This window comes from Mesorhizobium sp. M0904, from assembly GCF_040319475.1.
Taxonomy (GTDB): Bacteria; Pseudomonadota; Alphaproteobacteria; order Rhizobiales; family Rhizobiaceae; genus Mesorhizobium.
This window is the reverse complement of sequence record NZ_JAMYOC010000004.1, coordinates 87,964-108,719: the sequence shown is the minus strand read 5'-3', so window position 1 is coordinate 108,719 and position 20,756 is coordinate 87,964. Positions and strand designations below refer to the sequence as shown.

Annotated in this window: 20 protein-coding genes and 1 pseudogene; 15 read left to right on the top strand and 6 right to left on the bottom strand. The window is 61.8% G+C overall.

Features of this window, described 5'->3' with window-relative positions; all coding sequences use genetic code 11:
- Positions 1-19: 19 nt before the first annotated feature.
- Entirely contained in the window at positions 20-910 is an 891-nt protein-coding gene (gene mutM, locus NKH80_RS06145) for a bifunctional DNA-formamidopyrimidine glycosylase/DNA-(apurinic or apyrimidinic site) lyase (RefSeq protein WP_352506154.1), read from the bottom strand.
- Entirely contained in the window at positions 903-2,144 is a 1,242-nt protein-coding gene (locus tag NKH80_RS06140; RefSeq protein WP_352506230.1) for a phosphopentomutase, read from the bottom strand. The genes mutM and NKH80_RS06140 overlap by 8 nt, the downstream gene beginning before the upstream one ends.
- Before the next feature lie 157 nt (positions 2,145-2,301).
- Here NKH80_RS06140 and NKH80_RS30090 point away from each other — a divergent pair.
- Positions 2,302-2,430: pseudogene (locus NKH80_RS30090) on the top strand (phosphate/phosphite/phosphonate ABC transporter substrate-binding protein); the annotation flags it as partial.
- A gap of 102 nt (positions 2,431-2,532) precedes the next feature.
- Here NKH80_RS30090 and NKH80_RS06135 read toward each other — a convergent pair.
- The 3 genes from NKH80_RS06135 to NKH80_RS06125 form a co-directional block, all read right to left on the bottom strand.
- Entirely contained in the window at positions 2,533-3,153 is a 621-nt protein-coding gene (locus NKH80_RS06135) for a TadE/TadG family type IV pilus assembly protein (protein ID WP_254816287.1), read from the bottom strand.
- 30 nt (positions 3,154-3,183) lie between these two features.
- Entirely contained in the window at positions 3,184-3,744 is a 561-nt protein-coding gene (locus NKH80_RS06130; protein WP_352506155.1) for a TadE/TadG family type IV pilus assembly protein, read from the bottom strand.
- Positions 3,745-3,896: 152 nt separating this feature from the next.
- Positions 3,897-4,319 (bottom strand): pilus assembly protein N-terminal domain-containing protein, encoded by a 423-nt coding sequence (locus NKH80_RS06125; RefSeq protein WP_352506156.1) that lies wholly within the window; start codon positions 4,317-4,319, stop codon positions 3,897-3,899.
- Positions 4,320-4,654: 335 nt separating this feature from the next.
- Between NKH80_RS06125 and NKH80_RS06120 the strand changes: the two genes are divergently transcribed.
- The 9 genes from NKH80_RS06120 to NKH80_RS06080 all read left to right on the top strand — a co-directional run bounded on the left by NKH80_RS06120 (position 4,655) and on the right by NKH80_RS06080 (position 13,718).
- The gene (locus tag NKH80_RS06120) at positions 4,655-4,825 is read left to right on the top strand and encodes a Flp family type IVb pilin (RefSeq protein ID WP_254816290.1); all 171 of its coding nucleotides are present in this window, start codon (positions 4,655-4,657) and stop codon (positions 4,823-4,825) included.
- A 152-nt stretch (positions 4,826-4,977) separates the two neighbouring features.
- Positions 4,978-5,496 carry an A24 family peptidase gene (locus NKH80_RS06115; RefSeq protein ID WP_254816291.1) on the top strand — a complete coding sequence of 173 codons (519 nt, stop codon included), beginning with the start codon at positions 4,978-4,980 and terminating at the stop codon, positions 5,494-5,496.
- 188 nt (positions 5,497-5,684) lie between these two features.
- A complete protein-coding gene (gene cpaB, locus NKH80_RS06110; protein ID WP_254816292.1) occupies positions 5,685-6,500 on the top strand; it encodes a Flp pilus assembly protein CpaB in 816 nt (271 codons plus the stop codon).
- A complete protein-coding gene (locus NKH80_RS06105) occupies positions 6,497-8,026 on the top strand; it encodes a type II and III secretion system protein family protein (RefSeq protein WP_352506157.1) in 1,530 nt (509 codons plus the stop codon). The genes cpaB and NKH80_RS06105 overlap by 4 nt, the downstream gene beginning before the upstream one ends.
- Positions 8,027-8,040: 14 nt before the next feature.
- Positions 8,041-8,775 (top strand): CpaD family pilus assembly protein, encoded by a 735-nt coding sequence (locus NKH80_RS06100; RefSeq protein WP_352506158.1) that lies wholly within the window; start codon positions 8,041-8,043, stop codon positions 8,773-8,775.
- Positions 8,776-8,830: 55 nt separating this feature from the next.
- Positions 8,831-10,114: a CpaE/TadZ family protein gene (locus tag NKH80_RS06095; RefSeq protein WP_254816295.1), complete on the top strand. Its 1,284-nt coding sequence runs from the start codon at positions 8,831-8,833 to the stop codon at positions 10,112-10,114.
- A gap of 29 nt (positions 10,115-10,143) precedes the next feature.
- Positions 10,144-11,649: a TadA family conjugal transfer-associated ATPase gene (locus NKH80_RS06090; RefSeq protein WP_352990260.1), complete on the top strand. Its 1,506-nt coding sequence runs from the start codon at positions 10,144-10,146 to the stop codon at positions 11,647-11,649.
- A gap of 29 nt (positions 11,650-11,678) precedes the next feature.
- The gene (locus NKH80_RS06085; protein ID WP_352990257.1) at positions 11,679-12,692 is read left to right on the top strand and encodes a type II secretion system F family protein; all 1,014 of its coding nucleotides are present in this window, start codon (positions 11,679-11,681) and stop codon (positions 12,690-12,692) included.
- Positions 12,693-12,701: 9 nt separating this feature from the next.
- Positions 12,702-13,718 (top strand): type II secretion system F family protein, encoded by a 1,017-nt coding sequence (locus NKH80_RS06080; RefSeq protein ID WP_254816298.1) that lies wholly within the window; start codon positions 12,702-12,704, stop codon positions 13,716-13,718.
- A gap of 114 nt (positions 13,719-13,832) precedes the next feature.
- Here the strand turns inward: NKH80_RS06080 and NKH80_RS06075 are convergent, their stop codons facing one another.
- Positions 13,833-14,654, bottom strand: coding sequence for a tetratricopeptide repeat protein (locus NKH80_RS06075; RefSeq protein ID WP_352990442.1), 822 nt, complete (start codon positions 14,652-14,654; stop codon positions 13,833-13,835).
- A 122-nt stretch (positions 14,655-14,776) separates the two neighbouring features.
- Between NKH80_RS06075 and NKH80_RS06070 the strand changes: the two genes are divergently transcribed.
- The 5 genes from NKH80_RS06070 to pdeM all read left to right on the top strand — a co-directional run bounded on the left by NKH80_RS06070 (position 14,777) and on the right by pdeM (position 20,755).
- A complete protein-coding gene (locus tag NKH80_RS06070) occupies positions 14,777-16,141 on the top strand; it encodes a leucyl aminopeptidase family protein (protein ID WP_352990251.1) in 1,365 nt (454 codons plus the stop codon).
- 69 nt (positions 16,142-16,210) lie between these two features.
- Positions 16,211-16,561, top strand: a complete 351-nt coding sequence (locus tag NKH80_RS06065) for a MarR family winged helix-turn-helix transcriptional regulator (protein ID WP_023676939.1) — start codon at positions 16,211-16,213, stop codon at positions 16,559-16,561.
- Positions 16,562-16,591: 30 nt separating this feature from the next.
- Positions 16,592-17,452 carry a C40 family peptidase gene (locus tag NKH80_RS06060; protein WP_352990248.1) on the top strand — a complete coding sequence of 287 codons (861 nt, stop codon included), beginning with the start codon at positions 16,592-16,594 and terminating at the stop codon, positions 17,450-17,452.
- A gap of 67 nt (positions 17,453-17,519) precedes the next feature.
- A complete protein-coding gene (locus tag NKH80_RS06055; protein WP_352990439.1) occupies positions 17,520-20,042 on the top strand; it encodes a ligase-associated DNA damage response DEXH box helicase in 2,523 nt (840 codons plus the stop codon).
- A complete protein-coding gene (pdeM, locus tag NKH80_RS06050; RefSeq protein WP_352506163.1) occupies positions 20,039-20,755 on the top strand; it encodes a ligase-associated DNA damage response endonuclease PdeM in 717 nt (238 codons plus the stop codon). The genes NKH80_RS06055 and pdeM overlap by 4 nt, the downstream gene beginning before the upstream one ends.
- Position 20,756: the final 1 nt, after the last annotated feature.

Sequence of the window (20,756 nt, the reverse complement as noted above, 5' to 3'; positions counted from 1 at the left end):
GCTCCTCCTCGCTTCTGGTTTAAGCCTGACAGGCCCGGCAGTGGAAAGTCGAACGACCGCTTTGCACGATACGCTCGATGTGGCCGCCACAACCAGGCTTGGAGCAGGCTTCGCCCTCGCGATCGTAAACCGCGAAGGAATGCTGGAAGTAGCCCAGCGATCCATCGGTCTGCATATAGTCGCGCAACGACGAGCCGCCGGCGGCGATCGCATCGGTGACGACCGAGCGGATAGCTTCGGCCAGGCGTTCGCTCTGCTCTTTGGCTTTCTTGCCGGCTCTCGCGAGGGTGCCCGCTTCGCGCAGCGGCGACAGGCCGGCCCGCCAAAGCGCTTCCGAGACGTAGATATTGCCTAGCCCGGCAATTAGCCTCTGGTCCAGAAGTGCCGCTTTCAGCGGTGACTTGCGACCTTTCAGCAACGAAGCGAGCAGCGTGCCGTCCAGTGCGTTGCCTGTAGGCTCGACGCCTAATCCGGCCAGCATCGGATGCATGTCGGGCTCGCCTTCCGAAAACAGCATGAACCCGAAGCGGCGCGGGTCGTTGAAGATCACGCGAGAGCGGACGCCGGCAGGGGATGCGATGTCGAAGACGACGTGATCGTGAGCAGTGTTTTTCGAACGTTCGTGGTGGAACGCGCCGGGCGTTGCGCTCTCGTCGGCCGTTTCGATGCGAAACGAACCCGACATGCCGAGATGGCAGATCAGAACCGGGCCGTTGTCCATGTGCATTGTCAGATATTTGGCACGGCGGCCGAGCGCCGCAATCGTCTTGCCGGTCAGCCGCTCCGAAAATTTCGCGGGGAACGGAAACCGCAAATCCGGCCGGCGTGCCTCGACACCGACAATGCGGGCACCTTCAAGGGCCGGCTGCAGACCGCGCCTGACCGTCTCCACCTCCGGCAGCTCAGGCATGGCCGCCTATCATCGCATGGAAGGAGGTGCCGTAAGGGCCGCGCGCCAGCCCGAGATGTTCGGCCACGGTTTCGCCGATGTCGGCAAATGTCATCCTCAGTCCGATGTCTGCGCCTTTGAAACCCGGCTGTGTCCCGATAACCGGAATCCGCTCGCGCGTGTGGTCGGTGCCGCGCCACGTCGGATCGTTGCCGTGATCGGCGGTCAAAATGAGCAGATCGCCTGACCTCAGCCGTGCGAATGCCTCGGGCAGGCGCCGGTCGAAAGCTTCGAGTGCGGCGGCATACCCCGCAACGTCGCGCCGATGCCCGAACTCGGTGTCGAAATCGACAAAGTTCGCGAAGACGAGGTCGCCGTCGCGGGCGTCTTCCATGGCGCCAAGCGCTTTGTCGAACATCGCCATGTTGCCGGCAGCCTTGCGGACTTCCGAGATGCCCCGATGGGCGAAAATGTCGCCGATCTTGCCGACCGCGATAACCCGGCTGCCGCGCGCCGTCAGCCGGTCGAGCAGCGTCGGTTCCGGCGGCGGTACGGCATAGTCGCGACGATTATGCGTTCGCTCGAACGTGGCGGCGGTTTCACCGATGAACGGCCGTGCTATGACGCGGCCGATATTAAGCGGATCGACGAGCCTGCGCACCACCTTGCAGAACTCGTAAAGCCGTTCCAGGCCGAAATGAACCTCATGCACGGCGATCTGCAGGACGGAGTCGATCGAGGTGTAGCAGATCGGCTTGTCGGTACGGATATGGTCTTCGCCGAACCGTTCGATGATTTCGGTGCCCGGAGCATGGCAATTGCCGAGGATGCCAGGCACCTTCCCTTCACGCACCATTGCTTCGGTCAACTCGGCCGGAAAGGCCGGAATCGTGTCCGGGAAGTAACCCCAGTCGAAACGGACCGGCAGGCCGGCTATTTCCCAATGGCCCGATGGCGTGTCCTTGCCGCTCGAAACCTCTTGGGCCGCGCCGTGAAAGGCGGCGGCAAGCGGCGCACTGCCGGCATTCTCGAACCTGAAACCCGTCGCCGTTGCCGCGGCCTGGCCGAGGCCGAGCGAGAGCATGTTTGGTACAAGAAGGGGCCCGTCACGCAGGCCTTCGCGATCGGCGCGGCCTTCCGCGCAGGCCCGCGCGATGTGTGCGAACGTGTTGGAGCCGGTGTCGCCATAGCGTTCGGCATCGGCCGCGCCGCCGATGCCGAAGGAGTCGAGGACAAAAAGGAAGGCGCGTGCCATCGAAAGGTTCATCATTGCCTGTGTTGGCTCAGACATAGGGTTCCGCGTCGCCATTGGCAATTCGGAAACCCAAACAGCACGGTTGGCATGCTGGTCCCGGAGAGACGAATCGCGGCATGGTCGATCTGCGGATGGAAATGCGCGGCGCGGAGCTCGCATGAGGCTTGCCCTGACAGCATTCGCCGCCGTACTGGCTTTGCTGCTAGATGCGTCTTGCGCAAACCTGGCGCGCGCCGATTGGCGCTATGTTATCGGAACGTTCCGTATCGGTATCGTCGCCGAACCGTTGCCGGTCCGAGGGACTATGTGCTGGCTGCAGCCATCGTGCGTCTAGTCTCGGCCCGCGGTTGCAACCAATAGCAAAAGACCGGTTAGCGGGCTTCAGGCGTCAGCAATCACTGCACGGAATGGTCGGGCTCCTGCGCGGCCGCAGATAATAAGTTTCCGCCATCGATATCGAATTGAAGACCGAGCTCAACCCGAACCGGCTTTGGCCGTCCGCCGACCAGGTGATGATTGGCTTGTAGGCGAGATCGCTCTCGACCCGAATGAGGAAAGTGCCTTTGATCTTGAGCGCGCTCGGGACCGTTGTGGTGGAATCCTTGACCGCGTCGAGGCTAGAGACGCCATCCACCAGTTTGCGCGACCACACGACCAGGACTTTCGGCGTCGTCTCGTTCGTCACCTGTATCGCCGTGATAATGATCTTCGGTTTCGAGCGGTTGTAGGGCTGGAGCGTGGAACTGCCGATCGCCATGATGGCATCGACATCGGCCGCCTTGATGGTCTGCTGCTGTGTGACGAGGTCCGCTACCATGCTGCCGATGCGGCTGACCTTCTTGCTGGTCTCGATGGCTTGCGAGGCCTCCATTGTCATAAAGTACATGATCAACAGGACAGGCACGATGAGGGCAAACTCGACGGCCGCAATACCGCGGCGGTCCGAGCAAAGCCGGACTGCTCTTGTACAAATCCCTGCGATGCCCAACTGTGCCCCCGCACGAATCATGGCTTTGCCCTTTTCAAGCGACTAGGTGGCTCAGTTGTCGAACGGCTCGTTCTGCCAAGTGATCGAGGCAAAATGCAGCGTTTTGCCGTCCTTCAGGTTGGCCATCGATTTGGCCATAAAGTCGGTCATCACCGGCCATTTGTAAAAAACCCGCAGCATGTTTCTCGACTCCGCCAGGCCAGGTGCGACGGTGAAGGTCTGTGTGCTCGTGCCCTTGGTCAGCACGACGTCGCCATCCTGGATCTTGAAACCGGCCAGCGCCGCATCGGCGAAGGTCGGATACTCGCGCAAATCCACCAGCAGTCCGGGACAGGTCTTGGCGACCATGATCTCCAGCTTGGCGCAGATCTTGTCCCGCAGCTTGGTCCCGGACACATCGGCCGGTCTTAGCTGGCCGGTACGCAACTGACGCGCGATGTCGTCTGTGGCGTTTGCCATCACTTCCTGTGCGGCAAAAGAAATGCAGCTCTCCAGTATGGCGAATACAAGAAGTGCGAAAGGAATTGCAAGCATGGCGAATTCGATCGCCGTGCTTCCGCGGCGGTCGCCTAAAAACCGTCTTGGAGAACCTGCTCGTCCAGCCTTGCTCATGTCCTCTGCCCGCCGATGCCGCTTCTGTATCGGTCCCACCCTTAGTCGGAACCGATTGAAGTCCGGTTGGAATGACCGTTAAATTCAACGGGAAGGCCTTAACCCGGCCATAACCGAAGCACGTTCTCGCCAAAGACGGAGACGTCGGCTAGCTAATGCCCGGCGCTCATCTCGGCTTCAGAGGCCTTTTCGGCATCGCTCTTATACGAGCTTTCGCAATATGGCGCGCAGGACATCGTCTGCACTTCGGCGCGTCGATAGATGCGGACCGACGCCGCCGCCTGCCGCACGACGGTTATTTGCTCATCGACGATCGGGTTGCCCTCCTGATCGAGGACGACAAGATTGGTGACGCCAAATCCCTTGCCGGTCAGTACGATCGTCGATGCGTCCTGCACGGAGGCGTCGGCGATCGCCGGATTGCCGACGACAATCGTATCGGCGGCGCGCGACAATTTGATGATCTTTGCCTGGTTCATCGTCACCTCGATGCCGACGCCGGCCTTGGCTGGAAAGGCGAAAGCCGCTGCGGCACAAAGCACGGCAACTGGAAATGATGATCTCGGCCCGGCCATTGAGGCGCCCCCTGGCAAACTGTTCAACGGAACATGAACGAGATTGGTGAACCAACCGTTAAGCGGCTGGAGTTCACAGGAACCGGCATTGGGCCTAGCCGGCACGGCTGGAACGTCTTTGCCGAATTGCGCCTTTTGCGCCTTTTGTCGGCCCGGGGTCCTAGCGGCGGGGATTTTAGTTCTGGGTTAACCACGCAATGCCATCGAAGCGGGAAAGGAATCGGTAAGCCTGTTTATTAAGCCGATTGAAACAGCTTCTCCTTAGATTCGCAGTATCCGATCAGCCACCAAGAGAAGTTGACGGAAGTGCTGTAACAATTGGAGTAGGAGCTCAAATGTCTAACCTCATCGCACGTTTTGTGAAGGACGAATCCGGCGCGACCGCTATCGAATACGGTCTGATCGCCGCTCTCATCGCGCTCGCCATCATGGTCGGCGCCACCTCGCTCGGCACCGCGCTGAACGCCAAGTTTGACAAGATTGCCACCAAGGTCAACGCTTCGTAAGCAACAACATTCCGTTGCTTCCCAATAAGGGCCGCCGCACTGGCGGCCCTTATTTAGTCCTACGCATGATTTTGAACTTTAGACCTCATCAATCGTTAATCGAACATACCTAGGCTGGGACCGGGTACAGTTTGACCACAGGCGCCACGCCCATGCTTGAAGCCGTGATCTTCGTCGTCTTTCCATTCTGCATGCTTTTTGCCGCGATCTCCGACATGCTGTCGATGACGATCGCCAATCGCGTGCCTGTGCTGCTCGTCGTTGTCTTTGCCTTGGTTGCGCCCTTGACCGGCATGGACTGGGCCACTTATGGCGGGCACTTCGCCGCCGGCGGCCTGGTTCTTGTAGTGACATTCGGCCTGTTCGCGCTTGGCGGCATGGGCGGCGGTGACGCCAAGCTCTTGGCCGCCACTGCCGTATGGATGGGACTGAACATCCATCTCGTCGAGTATCTCGTCACCTCGACGTTCATCGGCGGTCTGCTGACCCTTGCCATCATCGCCTATCGAAAATCGCTGCTTGCCGCCGTCACAAGCCACAATCGGTTCCTGCGCCATTTCGCCGATGAGGCGACCGGCGTTCCGTACGGCATTGCGCTTGGCATTGGCGGTCTGCTCACCTATTCCGACTCACCGTTGATGGCCTGGGCGCTTACCAGGCTGGCGGGCTGAATTTCGCTTTCCGCCGTTGGCGCCGAGCAGGCGAATTGGCCCCGTTTTCCTTCGGGCCAGAGTTGTCGCTCTAATTTATGTAAACCTTAAATTAATCACGATCGTAAGTATAACATTAACCTTGTTTTGACGATTGCCGCTGCAAAGTCCGGCTTGGCTAGTGGTTTGCCAAGGCGAGGTTCGGACAGATGCCAGCATCCCGATTAATTATTCTAGGCGTGGCGATAGCCGCGGCCGGTGGTGCAGGCTATGTCGCGAAGAACATGGTTGTGGCTCCGCCGCCTCCGGTTGTCGATTCCGGTCCTCAGGCGCCGGCGATCGCGCTGCAGGATGTGCTTGTTCTTTCCGGCGACGTTCCGATGGGCAGTCCGCTTGAAAACAACATTTCCTGGGAGTCATGGCCGTCCGCCGGCATCAACGCAAATTTCATCACCCGCGCTGCCGAGCCTGAAGCGCTGGACAAGCTGAAGGGCGCCGTCGCCCGCGTGGCGCTCTATGCCGGCGAGCCGCTGCGCCGCTCGAAGCTGATCGGTGAAGGGCAAAGCTTCATGTCGTCGATCCTGCCCTCCGGCATGCGGGCTGTCGCCACAAGCATTTCGGCCGACACCTCGGCCGGTGGCTTCATTCTTCCAAACGATTTCGTCGACGTCATCATGACCCGTAGAACCGATGCCGCCAATGGCGGTGGTCCGGGCTTCACGACCGAAACTATCCTCAAAAACATTCGTGTCCTGGCGATCGACCAGACCATCCAGGAGGATGAGGAAGGCAAGAAGACCAGAGTCGGCCAGACCGCCACCCTGGAGCTGACGCCGCAGCAGTCCGAGATCATCACCGTCGCACAGCAGATGGCGGATCGCCTGACACTGGCGCTGCGCTCGATCAAGGACAGCCAGGACAAGAATGTGGGCGAGGCCGACTACCTGGTTTCCGGCAATGGCCGGCGCGGCACCGTGCGGTTGATCAAGTCGGGCGAAGTTTCCGAGGTGGGGGCAAGGAAATGAGGCTAAAAACCAAACTGCCGCTCACCCTGGCTGCGGCGATCGGCCTGTTTCTCGTTGGAACGAATGCATATGGCATCCTCGATGCCAGTGCGGCGGGCAATGCTAGGGTCACGGCTTCGACCGCCACCCAGCGGGTCAAACTCGGACTCAATAAATCGGTGGTCATCGACCTGCCGAGCGATGCCTATGATATTCTCGTCGCCAACCCCGCTGTAGCCGACGCAGTGACCCGCACTGCCCGCCGCATCTATCTGTTCGGAAAGGCGGTCGGCGAGACCAACATCTTCGTCTTTGGCCCGAATGGCGAGCAGATCGTCAGCCTTGACCTAGCGGTCGAACGCGATGTTGCCGGGCTGGAGGACTATATCAAGCGCTTCATCCCGTCATCGGAGGTCAAGGTCGAGTTGCTGAACGACAACGTCGTTCTGACCGGAACCGTCGACACTCCTCTTGACGCCAAGCGCGCGGCTGATCTGGCAAACATCTTCGTGTCCGGCGGCGAGGCTACCACGGGTCAATATTCGCAGACCGCTGCCGGCGGTTCGGCCGAAGCCGGCGTCGCCATCGACAACCCGGATGCCGAGCGCCGCGTCAGCCAGATCATCAACCTGCTGCAGATTATCGGCGACGACCAGGTGACGCTGAAGGTGACGGTTGCCGAGGTCAGCCGCACGGTGATGAAGCAGCTCGGCGTCAACATGGTCGGCAACGGCAGCAGCAACGGCATCAGTTGGAGCGCTCTCACCACGCCTGCATACGGATTGGGAAAGCCACTGTCGCAATATTCGGGGGCGGCGATCGGCAGCTCAACTCTTCAAGCGTACATAAACGCCATGGAGCAAAGCGGTGTCATGAAGACGCTGGCCGAGCCGACTCTCACCGCCGTTTCCGGCGAGAAGGCGACCTTCAAGGTCGGCGGCGAATTCAATATCATCACCGGCCGAACAAGCAACGTTTCAAACGACAATCAAACTGGCCAGATTACCTACGAGCACGAACGCCTTGAATATGGAATTGGGCTCGAATTCCAGCCGGTCGTGCTCTCGGCGGGCCGCATCAGCCTTAAAGTGAGGACGTCGGTTTCGGAACCTACGACCGAAGGCGCCGCAGTCCTGGAAGGAGCCGGCGACTTACCCGGCACCACTTTGCTGTCGATCCGCAAACGCCTGGCCGACACCACGGTGGAATTGCCCTCCGGCGGTTCCATGATGATCGCGGGCCTTGTCCGCGACGACATCAGGCAGGCGGTTGCCGGGCTGCCCGGCCTGACCAAAATACCGGTGCTAGGCACGCTGTTCCGCAGCAGGGATTTCGTCCGCAACGAGACCGAACTCGTCATCATCATCACGCCCTATCTGGTGAAGCCGGTGGCGCGCAACGATCTTGCCAAGCCGGATGACAATTTCAACGCAGCCAGCGATGGCGCCGGCATGTTCCTTGGCCGCGTCAACCGCGTCTACGGCACCATGCAGACCGACAAGCCCAACGGCCGCTATCACGGCGTTGTCGGCTTTATCTACAAGTAAGCGGGGAAGTCGACATGTCTCAGGCAGTATCGAAGGCAAGGGCGGTCACCGCGATACAGTCCGTTCATTCGCGGATCTGGCGGCCGGCCGTTCCGATCATAGCGATCGCGGTAGCGGCATCACTGGCCGGCTGCGCCAATCGCGACAGCGTCACGGTCGGTGCCATACCGGACGACTATCGCACCACGCATCCTATCGTCATCGCCGAGAAGGTCCAGAAGATCGACCTTCCGGTCGGCGCCGGCGACCGTGGCATGACCAGATCCCAGCGTGACACGCTCCTGGGCTTTCTCAACGGATACGACAGGAGCGCGGCTCCGGTGCTGACGATCGAGATTCCGAGCGGCTCAGCTAACGAAATCGCAGCGGCCGCGGCCGGCCGCGATTTCGCCAGGCTCGCCATAGCCAGCGGCATCAGCCGGAAGCGGATCGCCATGCGGTCCTATCAGTCTGTTTCAGCCGAAGCGTCCGCACCGGTCCGCGTTGCCTACGTCTCGGTGAAGGCTCAGACGGATAAATGCGGGCGCTGGCCCGAAGACCTGCTGCAGACTTCGGAAAACAAGCACTATGCCGATTTCGGCTGTTCGTATCAGAACAACCTGGCTGCCCAGATGGCCAATCCGTCCGATCTGATCGGGCCACGCAAACCGTCGCCGATCGACGCGGAAAATCGCGGCGCGGTGATCGACGTCTATCGTGACAGGGGTATTTCGGACGAATTCCTCGGCAATTCGGAAGTCGATTATTAACGAGTGTCGAGGCTCAACAAACTCTAAGCCGCGCAAGTCACGGAAAGTGATGACAATGAGCAATCTTGCCTATGACACAGAGGTACCGGGCGGCGAAACCTCGGAGCAGGATATTGCCGCGATGCAGGCGTTGCGGCCGATCCCGCGCATTTCGATCCAGGCATTTTGCGAGACCGAAGGCGTAGCCAATCCGGTCGAGCGCGCCGGCGAGGATCGCCGCATGGCCAAGGCCCATCTGAAGGTGCATATGGGGGGCATCCCCACCGCTATCGAATTCTATCAGTCGGCGCCGACACCGAACCTGATCCTGCTTGAATCCCGCAGCGAGCCGAAGCTGTTGCTGGAACAACTCGCCCAGCTCTCCGAGCATTGTGACCCGACCTCCAAGGTGGTGGTTGTCGGCCACTACAACGATGTCGGCCTGTATCGCGAACTCATTCGTTCGGGCATCTCCGAATATGTCATCGCGCCCGTATCGATGGCCGACATCGTCAGCGTGGTGTCTTCGATCTTCGTTGATCCGGAAGCTGAGCCGATCGGCCGCTCGATTGCGTTCATCGGCGCCAAGGGCGGCGTCGGCTCCTCGACCATAGCCCATAATGTGGCCTGGGCCATGTCGTCCCTTTTCAAATCCGAAGTGGTTGTCGCCGATCTCGACCTCGCCTTCGGAACGGCCAATATCAACTTCGACCAGGACCCGGCCCAAGGCATTGCCGAGGCGGTCTTCTCGCCGGAACGCGTCGACGAGGTCTATCTCGACCGACTGCTCGCCCAATGCGCCGAGCACCTGTCGCTACTTGCGGCCCCTTCGACCCTGGAGCGGGTCTACGATTTCGATCCCGACGCTTTCACCCAGCTTATCGACATAGCCCAGCGTAGCGCGCCGCTCCTCGTGCTCGATGTTCCCCACTTGTGGGCGGGCTGGACCAAGAACACGCTGGTCAAGGCCGATGAGATCGTCATCACGGCGACGCCCGAACTGGCCAATCTGCGCAACACGAAGAACCTGGTCGACATGCTGAAGCGGCTTCGTCCGAACGATCCTGCGCCAAAGCTTGTGATCAACCAGGCCGGTGTGCCGAAACGTCCCGAGATTACGCCGTCCGACTTCTCCGAATCCCTCGGCCTTTCGCCGATGTCGGTCATCCCGTTCGAGCCGCTTTTGTTCGGAAATGCTGCCAATAACGGACGTATGCTTGGTGAAATGGATGCCAAGAGTCCGGTCGTCGCCACGATCAACGAGATCGCCCATGTGCTGACAGGGCGCAGCGAAATCAAGGTGAAGAAAAAGGCTGGCCTCGGCAACCTGATAGGCAAGCTTTCGCGCAACAAGAAGTGATGCCTCAGCGGTGGAATTGGTAAGCGATCATGTTTGGTAAAAGAGGCAGCGACGACGGCAACCGGACCATCCCGGAATTCCGTCAGCCCGCACCCGCAGCTGCTGCGCCGGCTGCCGCGAACCCTATGGAAGCGGCTATAGCCGCCAAACCCGCGACGCTGCCGCCATCCGGCGCGCCTGCTGCGCCGGTTCGCCGTGCAGTCGAGCCGCCGCCATTGGCGCCGGAGCCGAAAACTATCCAGCGCCAAAAGAGCGAAACCTACTACGACACCAAAAGCCAGGTCTTCGCCGCACTGATCGACACGATCGACCTGTCGCAGCTGGCCAAGCTCGATCCCGAAAGCGCGCGCGAGGAAATCCGCGACATCGTCAACGACATCATCGCGATCAAGAATTTCGCGATGTCCATCGCCGAGCAGGAAGAGCTTCTCGAGGACATCTGCAACGACGTTTTGGGCTACGGGCCGCTGGAGCCACTGCTTGCGCGCGACGATATTGCCGACATCATGGTCAACGGCTCCAAGAACGTTTACATCGAAGTCAACGGCAAGGTCGAGCAGACCGGCATCCGGTTCCGCGACAACCAGCAGCTCCTCAACATCTGCCAGCGTATCGTCAGCCAGGTCGGCCGCCGCGTCGATGAATCAAGCCCGATCTGCGATGCCCGTCTTCCTGATGGCTCGCGTGTCAACGTCATCGCACCGCCCCTGGCTATTGACGGCACCGCACTTACCATCCGCAAGTTCAAGAAGGACAAGCTGACGCTCGACCAGTTGGTCAAGTTCGGCTCGATTTCGGCGCAAGGGGCCGAGATTCTCAAGATCATCGGCCGTGTCCGTTGCAACATCGTCATCTCGGGCGGAACCGGCTCGGGCAAAACGACGCTGCTCAATTGCCTGACCAACTATATCGACCGGGAGGAACGCGTCATCACCTGCGAGGACTCGGCTGAGCTGCAATTGCAGCAGCCGCATGTGGTGCGTCTCGAAACCCGCCCGCCCAACCTCGAAGGCGAGGGCGAAGTGACCATGCGCGACCTGGTCAAGAACTGTCTGCGCATGCGGCCCGAACGCATTATCGTCGGCGAGGTGCGCGGACCCGAAGTGTTCGACCTGCTGCAGGCGATGAACACTGGCCATGACGGCTCGATGGGCACGATCCACTCGAACAGCCCGCGCGAATGCCTCAACCGTATAGAGTCGATGATCGCCATGGGCGGCTACACGCTGCCGCAAAAAACCGTGCGCGAAATCATCGTCGGCTCCGTCGACGTGATCATACAGGCTGCACGCCTGCGCGACGGATCGCGGCGCATCACCCACATCACCGAGGTGATCGGCATGGAGGGCGACGTCATCATCACCCAGGACATCGTTCTCTATAACATCAAGGGCGAGGACGCGAACGGCAGGCTGCTGGGCGAGCACGTGTCGACCGGCATCGGCCGTCCGCATTTCTGGGAGCGCGCCCGCTACTACGGTGAGGAGCAGCGCCTCGCCGTTGCGCTCGAGGCAATGGAGAAGCGCGCTGACTGATCCGTCCGGAAACGTGGGGGCCAGGATCGATGTTCGGAATTGACGGCACCGTATTGGCATTCGTCGTGCTCGCCGGCTTCAGCGCCGGCGCTGTGGCCTATGCTTTCCTGTTCAACCGGATCAGCACCGAGAAGCAGGTCGGCAAGCGGCTTGAATCGATCAAGACCGCCGAGACGGATCGTTCCGTCGTCAAGGCTTCGCGCGATCGCGTCGCGGAAGCGGCCAAGCGTCGCAAGTCCGTCCAGGATTCGCTGAAGGATCTCGATCAAAAGCAAAAGTCCAATCAGAGCCTGGTCAAAAAACCACCGCTGAAGATCCAAATCCGTCAGGCCGGCATGAAGATCTCGCTCGAGCGCTTTTATGTCTACTCGGCGGTCTGCGGCGTCGTCTTGACGGCTCTTGTATATTTCATCGGCGCACCGCTGCTGGTCTTGCCGGCTGCGCTGCTGGTCGGCGTCATGGGTCTGCCACGCTGGTTCGTCTCGTTTCGCCGCGGGCGCCGCGTCAAGGCGTTCCTCAACGAATTTCCGAACGCGCTCGATATCATTGTGCGTGCGGTAAAATCCGGCCTGCCGCTGAACGATGCCGTGCGCCTGATCGCCAACGAATCCCCCGAGCCGGTCAAGACCGAGTTCCGCCGCATCGTCGATTCGCAGCAAATGGGTTTGTCGATCCCCGACGCGGCCATGCGCATGCCAGAAACGATGCCGTGCACCGAGGCGAGCTTCTTCGGCATCGTCATCCAGATCCAGTCTCAGGCCGGCGGCAATCTTTCCGAAGCGCTGGGCAATCTTTCGCGCGTGCTTCGCGATCGCAAGAAAATGAAAGCCAAGGTCCAGGCGTTGTCCATGGAAGCCAAGGCATCCGCCGTGATCATCGGCGCGTTGCCTTTCGTCGTCGCCTGTCTCGTCTATTTGACGAGCCCGAACTACATCATGCCCCTCTTCACCACCAGCACCGGCCATCTGATCCTCGGTTGTTCCGGCATCTGGATGTCGATGGGCATCCTGGTAATGCGCAAGATGATGAATTTCGAAGTCTAGGACTCGCGTATGACCGATCACGTCGTCAGAACTCTCACCGATCCGTCCCTGCTGATCGCACTGCTGGTCGGAATAGCGGTGTTTGCGACCGTCTTCACGCTGTTGCCCGCCTTTGGCGGGAACCAGCTCAAGGCGCGCATGAAATCCGTGGCGCTGGAGCGCGATGAGCTGCGCGCCAAGCAGCGGGCGCGGCTGGCAATCGAAGCCGACCGCCGCCGCAAGGGCCTGCGCGAAGAACAGTCGGTCGGCATGCGCAATATTGTCGATCGCCTGGATCTCAGGCGTGCGCTGGCGGATGAAGGTACTTTGCAGAAATTGAAAGTGGCGGGTTTTCGCGGGCAAAATCCGCTGACGCGCTTCCTTTTCTTCCGTCTCGTCCTGCCCTTCATCGGCTTTGCATTGGCGGCGATGTATCTGTTCGTGCTCGGCGGATTGCCCGAGCAGCCGTTTTTCGTGAAGCTGTTCGTGTGCATCGTGGTTGCCTATGCGGGGTTCTACGCGCCGGTGCTCTACGTCAACAACCGCGCTACCAAGCGCAAGCAGTCGATTCAGATGGCGTGGCCGGACGCGCTCGACCTGATGCTGATATGCGTCGAGTCCGGCATGTCGGTGGAAGCGGCGCTTCGCAAGGTCGCCGATGAGATCGGCGCGCAATCGGTGGCATTGGCGGAAGAATTCATCCTGACCAACGCCGAGCTTTCCTATCTGCAGGAGCGCAAGCAGGCCTACGAGAACCTTGCAAGCCGAACTGGGCTGGAATCCGTCAGGTCGGTGTCCCAGGCGCTGGTTCAGGCCGAGCGCTACGGCACGCCCGTGGCGCATGCATTGCGGGTGCTTGCCAGTGAGAGCCGCGACATGCGCATGAATGCCGCCGAGAAGAAGGCGGCCGCGCTGCCGCCGAAGCTCACCGTGCCGATGATCCTGTTCTTCCTGCCGGTACTGTTCGCCATCATTCTTGGTCCCGCCGGCATCCAGGTGAGCCAGCGCGGCATCTTCGGCGACCAGCCGAAATCCAGCAGCGAGTAGCACCAGCGGCGTTGCCAGAAACGCTGATACGATTCAGCCACGCTGCCGGTGCAGCGCGGCTCTTTGCGTTAGACATGTTGCGGAATTCGCGCGCCGGTTCGGCGGTCGAAGCGGTCAGTTGGTGGCAGGCTGTGCCTTGTCCTGGTCCTTGAGCTGGCTCCAGGCATTCTGCTGCGCCAGCATCTGGCGAAGGTAAGCGACGTTAGCCTGCGCCTGATCCGGCGACAGCTCTTGCGAGGCGATCTTCTCGGCCTCGTCGAAACGGCCTTGCAGACCGACGACCAGCGCGAGGTTCTGGCGAACGCGGCTATCTGCATTCGGCTGCTGGGCGGCCGAGCGCATATAGGTTTCGGCCGTGCGCAAATCGCCTTCCAGCACGTACGACATGCCGAGATTGGAAAGGATCGACGGTTCGTTCGGCCTGAGGTCAAGCGCCTTGCGATAGCCTTGGCGCGCCTCATCCTTCTGGCCCAGCTGGTCGAGAATAGCAGCTTCCGCCGACACCAGTTTCCAATCAGGATATTCAGGGGTCTGCGCGCGGCGCACGGCATCGAGAGCCGGTTCGAACTGTCCGTTGGCGGCAAGTGCCTTGCCATAGGCGGCGAGCACGTCGCGGTCCTTCGGCAAGGCGATCGCCAGCTTGCGCATCACCGCAAGCGATTGGTCTGCGTCGCCGTCCATCTGCAGCGCCGCGGCATAATTTGTCGCGATGCGCTTGTCGCTGGGGTTTTTCGCATAGGACTGGCCGAGCGCCATCGTAGCGTTGTGCAGTTCGCCCGCCGACATTGTTTCCAGCGGCCTGCCGCTTGGACGAGAAATCGAGCCAGTCGTCAATTTGCTGGTTCCGCAGCCAGCGACGCCTGCGGCAAGCGCCATCATCAACGCCGTGCTGATCAGCCTGTTTGCGCTGGCGTTCATCCTGCGGTTGGTGGGCATCGGCACCAGAGCTCCGTTCGTGCGCGTGACCATTTGCTAGGTCATCTTTCCTCCCGCAGAAATATTCTGTTAACCCTAACGGAGAGTTAAGAAACGCCGACTCGGAAGCCGGAGGCCAGCGAATGCCTGTCGAACTCGTCGAGAAAGAATTGAGCAATGCGCTGCCGGTCCATCTGGTGGCGAAGGATGCTCTGGCGGCAGCGGGCCTTGCGCCATCCTCGGTCGCCTGGGCCAAGGCCAACGGCTTCTCCGGCGAGGCTGGCAGGACGCTGATCGTGCCTGGCGACAACGGCGCGATTGCCGGAGCCCTGTTCGGCACCGGTGATGACGAGGGCGCACTGGCCATCGGCGCACTGGCGAGAGCCTTGCCCGCGGGCGACTGGCATTTTGCGTCGGCACCCGCCAAGCCGGAGCTTACGGCACTCGCCGTGGCGCTCGGCGGCTATGTCTTCACCCGCTACGGCAAGAAGCCAGGCAAGAGCCTTCGCTTCGCGCTGCCGGCAGGCACCGACGCTGCCCGCATCCGCCGCATCGCCAATGGCGTTTTCCTGGCGCGCGATCTGGTCAACACGCCGACCAGCGATATGGGCCCCGGCCAGCTGGAAAAAGCCGCCCGGACCTTGGCCGCGACGCACAAGGCCGAAATATCGGTGACCAAAGGCGACGATCTTCTTACCGCCAACTTTCCGATGATCCACGCCGTCGGTCGGGCATCTGCCGACGCGCCGCGCCTGATCGACATGATTTGGGGGCCGAACAATGCCCCCAGGATAACGCTGGTCGGCAAGGGCGTCTGCTTCGATACAGGCGGTCTCGACATCAAGCCGTCCTCGGGCATGCTTTTGATGAAGAAGGACATGGGCGGCGCTGCCAACGTGCTGAGCCTCGCTTCCATGATTATGGCCACCGGGCTGAAGGTCCGGCTACGCGTGCTCATCCCGGCTGTCGAGAATTCGATAGCCGGCAACGCCTTCCGGCCAGGCGACGTGCTGGTGAGCCGCAAGGGCATCACCGTCGAAATCGGCAACACCGACGCCGAAGGACGGCTGGTACTCGCCGATGCCTTGGCCTTGGCCGATGACGAAGAGCCGCAGATGCTGGTCGATATGGCGACGCTGACAGGCGCTGCCCGTGTTGCGCTCGGTCCCGACCTGCCGCCGTTCTACACCGGTGACGAGGCGCTTGCATCCGAGCTGGCGGACGCCTCCGTTGCGGTCGAGGATCCGCTATGGCGCATGCCGTTGTGGAAGCCCTATGACGCCAAGCTGGCGTCGAAGGTGGCCGACATCAACAACGTCACGTCAGACGGTTTCGCCGGCTCGATCACCGCGGCGCTTTTCCTGAAGCGCTTCGTGGAAAAGACCGCCGGCTGGGCGCATGTCGACATCTTCGCCTGGAACCCGTCCGACCGCCCGCACGGTCTTGCCGGTGGCGAAGCGCAAGGCATCCGGGCGCTGGAGCAGGTCATTTCGAACCGCTACGCTTGATTCTCGGGCATAGCCGACGAAGGTATTGACTGAAACGGAACCGAAACAATTTTCAGTCATGCTGGACGGATGTCGATTATCATGCGTCCAAGCCAGGCCTTGCGACTATGGCAACAGGTGGTGTTATCCGAGGTGCGTGACGACGCGCCCGATCTCACCATGCGCCAGACGGCGATCCTGTTCACCATCTATCTCGATCCGCCGCCACACACGGTGCGGGGGTTAGCCGCCCGCCTCAACGTCACCAAGCCGGTGATCACCCGTGCGCTCGATACGATGGGGGCGCTGAAACTGGTGTCGCGCCACCGCGACGAGCTCGACAAGCGCAACGTGCTGGTCAGGCGCACAGTAGAAGGCGCGCTCTTTGTCGAGCGCTTTGGCGATGTTATCATTGCCAGAGCCCAAGAGTTGCCCATTTGAATGAGTTGCCCATTTGAACGAGTTGCCGATTTGACCGCTAGGGATGCCCGCCTCCATGCCTTCCGCTCCGATCTCGCGGACGCCAGGCTGAAAGGCGAGGTTTCCGCCGACCGTTTCGTCGCCGGCCGGCCGGCTCGCATATCAGCCTCCGTCGCTGACATCCGCAGGGCGCCGCGGCCGGACGCCGGCGTCGATACCCAGCTTCTGTTCGGCGAAGACGTCCTCGTCTTCGAGGACGTTGGGGGCTGGGCCTGGATACAGGCCGAACGCGACGGTTATGTCGGCTATGTCGCCGACACGGCATTGGGCGCGCGGGACCATGCGCCGACCCATGTCGTTTCGGTGCCGCGCACGTTTCTCTATCCGGGACCGGATTTGCGGTTCCCGGTGAGCGGGCAGCTCTCGATGGGGTCATTGGTGGCGGTGACGGGCTCAGCGGAAACGCGCGGCACGCATTATGCGCTGTTGCCGTCCGGCCAGGCGGTCATCTCGGGTCATCTCAGGCCTGTCGCCGAGTTTGCCCCCGACTACGTCGCGGTCGCCGAGTCGTTTCTCGGCACGCCCTACCTGTGGGGTGGCGTCTCCGGATTCGGCATCGACTGTTCCGGCCTGGTGCAGCTTGCGATGCGAATGGCCGGCAGGCAAGTGCTGCGCGACACCGACATGCAGGCGGCGACCATCGGTGACCCGCTCGATCCCGGGCCGGATTTTGCCGGGTTGCGGCGCGGCGACCTGGTCTTCTGGAAAGGCCACGTCGCGATCATGACGGATCCGGAGACGATGATCCACGCCAACGGCCACACCATGCTGGTGTCGCGCGAAGGACTGAGGGAGGCGGTCGCCCGTATAGGTTATCTCTATGGCGGCCCGACCGGGTTTCGCCGGCCCTAACGCGGTTCGATCACCTTTTGTTCTGATTCTGCTTGGCGATTGCGCGTCGCCGCGCTACCTCTGGCACGTGACAGAGCAGCCGCGCCTTGCCCAACAGAATGCCGCCGTCGTCCTGCCCGAGCCATTCGTCAAATGGTTTGCGGAAAAGGGCTGGTCGCCGCGCGCCCACCAGATCGATTTGCTGGCCAAAGCCCAGGACGGGCAGTCGGTATTGCTGATCGCCCCGACCGGCGCCGGCAAGACGCTGGCCGGGTTCTTGCCATCGCTGACCGAACTGGCCGGCCGACCGAGGAGAAGGCCGGGGCAGGCGCATCGAGCCATCCATACACTCTACATCTCGCCGCTGAAGGCGCTGGCCGTCGACATCGAGCGCAATCTCGGCAAACCCGTCGCAGAAATCGGGCTGCCGGTCACCGTCGAGACGCGCACCGGTGACACGCCCGCACACAAGCGCCAGCGGCAGAAGCTGGCGCCGCCCGACATTCTCCTGACCACGCCCGAGCAACTGGCGCTGCTGATTGCCGCGCCCGATGCCAGGCGCTTCTTCGAGGACCTGCGCTATGTCGTGCTCGACGAATTGCATTCGCTGGTGACCTCGAAGCGCGGGCATCTCCTGTCGCTCGGGCTGGCCCGGCTGCGCTCGTTTGTGCCCGCCCTGCAGACGATAGGCCTGTCGGCGACGGTCGCCGAGCCCGACGAATTGCGGCGGTGGCTGGTCAGCCAGAATCCACCAGGGCCGATGGCCGAACTGATCGTCGTCACCGGCGGCGCCAAGCCAGACATCTCCATTCTCGATTCGGAGGAGCGCGTGCCGTGGGCGGGACATTCGGCCCGTTATGCAACGCCGGAGATCTACAACGAGATCAAGCGCCACAAGACAACCCTGCTGTTCGTCAACACGCGCAGCCAGGCGGAGCTGCTGTTTCAGGAGTTGTGGCGGGTCAACGAGGACACCTTGCCGATCGCGCTGCATCACGGTTCGCTCGATGTCGCCCAGCGCCGGCGCGTCGAAAAGGCGATGGGCGAGAATGCCTTGCGCGCGATCGTCGCCACCTCGACGCTCGACCTCGGCATCGACTGGGGCGATGTCGACCTGGTCGTCCATGTCGGCGCGCCGAAAGGTGCGAGCCGGCTGGCGCAGCGCATCGGCCGCGCCAACCACCGTATGGACGAGCCGTCCAAGGCGATCCTGATTCCGGCCAACCGCTTCGAGGTGCTGGAATGCAGGGCGGCGCTCGATGCCAATTATCTCGGTGCCCAGGATACGCCGCCGCTGGTCAATGGCGGGCTCGACGTGCTGGCGCAGCATGTGCTGGGCTGTGCCTGCGGTGCGCCGTTCCATGCCGATGCGCTGTTTGAGGAAGTGCGGACGGCAGCACCCTACGCCGATCTCGATCGCCCGACATTCGATCGCGTCATCGATTTCGTCGCCACTGGCGGCTATGCGCTGAAGAACTACGAGCGCTATGCCCGCATCCGGTTGAACAAGGACGGACTGTGGCGGGTCTCAAATCCTCGCGTCGCCCAGCAATACCGGCTTAACGTCGGCACCATCATCGAAGTGCCGGCGCTCAACGTCCGCTACGTCCAGCCCGGCAGCAGAGGCGCGGCTTCGCGTGGCGGCCGGGTTCTGGGCAAGATCGAGGAGGCGTTCCTTGAAACGCTGACGCACGGCGACACCTTCATGTTCGCCGGCAAGGTGCTGCGCTTCGAAGGTATCCGCGAGAATGAGTGCTTTGTCTCGAATGCACCCGGCAGCGACGCCAAGGTCCCGTATTACGGTGGTGGCAAATTCCCGCTTTCGACGTACCTGGCCGAACAGGTTCGCGCCATGCTGGACGATCCGCAGCGCTGGAAGAAGCTGCCGGAGCAGGTCGCCGACTGGCTGCGTTTCCAGGCCGACAAGTCGGTGCTGCCGAAACGCGACGATCTGCTGATCGAGACTTTTCCGCGCGGCAATCGCTACTATCTGGTGGCCTATCCGTTCGAGGGCAGGCTGGCGCACCAGACGCTCGGCATGCTGCTCACCCGCCGCCTCGACAGGGCGGGAGCCAAGCCGCTCGGCTTCGTCGCCACCGACTATGCGCTTGCCATATGGTCGCTTGCCGATATGGGCCGGATGTTCAGGGCGAAGAAACCGTCGCTGGCAGCGCTCTTCGACGAGGACATGCTGGGCGACGACCTCGAAGCTTGGCTCGCCGGCAGTTGGTTGTTGAAGCGCACCTTTCGCAATTGCGCGCTGATCTCGGGATTGATCGAGAAACGCCACCCGGGCCAAGAGAAGAGCGGCCGCCAGGTGACCATGTCGACGGATCTCATCTACGACGTGCTGCGCAGCCATGAGCCTGACCATATCCTGCTGCAGGCGACGCGTGCCGACGCCGCGACCGGTCTGCTGGATGTCAGCAGACTTGCCGAGATGCTCTCGCGCGTCCAGGGTCGAATCATGCATAAGAACCTCGAGCAGATATCGCCGCTCGCCGTGCCGATCATGCTCGAGATCGGCAAAATGCCGGTGCACGGCGAGGCCGATGACACGCTGCTGATGGATGCAGCCACGCTGGTCGAGGAGGCCATGGGGACGAAATGACTGTCGCGCTGGCCATGGCTGCACCTCTGGCGGAGGTGGGCTCTGTCGATATCGCCGGCGAACGCGCGGTCTGCGACCGCCGCGGCGTGCTCTACTTTCCCGAATTTCGGCTTCTGGCCGTGTCCGATCTGCATCTGGAAAAAGGCTCCTCGCTGGCCAGGCGCGGCACGCTGGTTCCCCCTTACGACACCGGAGCCACGTTACTCCGCTTGCAAGCGGTAATCGCCGACTACCAGCCTTCGATCGTCATCAGCCTGGGGGACAGTTTTCACGATGGCGGCGGCGCCGCGCGCATGCACGCAAGCTTTCGCGAAAGGCTGGAAGGGCTGATGGTTGGGCGCGACTGGTTCTGGGTCACCGGCAATCATGATCCTGAAGCACCGGCCGACCTGCCCGGCGAGACCGTGCGCGAATTGGCCATCGGCTCTCTGCTCTTCCGGCACGAGCCTTCGGCGGTAAGGGTGGAGGGCGAGATATCAGGCCATCTGCATCCTTGCGCCCGCATCGTGCAGCAAGGCCGCTCGGTGCGGCGGCGCTGCTTTGCCGGCGATGGCGGCCGCATGATCATGCCGGCCTTCGGCGCCTATACCGGCTCGCTCAATCTGCTTGATCGCGCCTATGCCGGGCTGTTCCGCCGCGAAACGCTGATGGCCTACATGCTTGGCACCGAACGCATCTTCGCGATTTCCCACGCGATGCTCAGGCCGGGCTGAA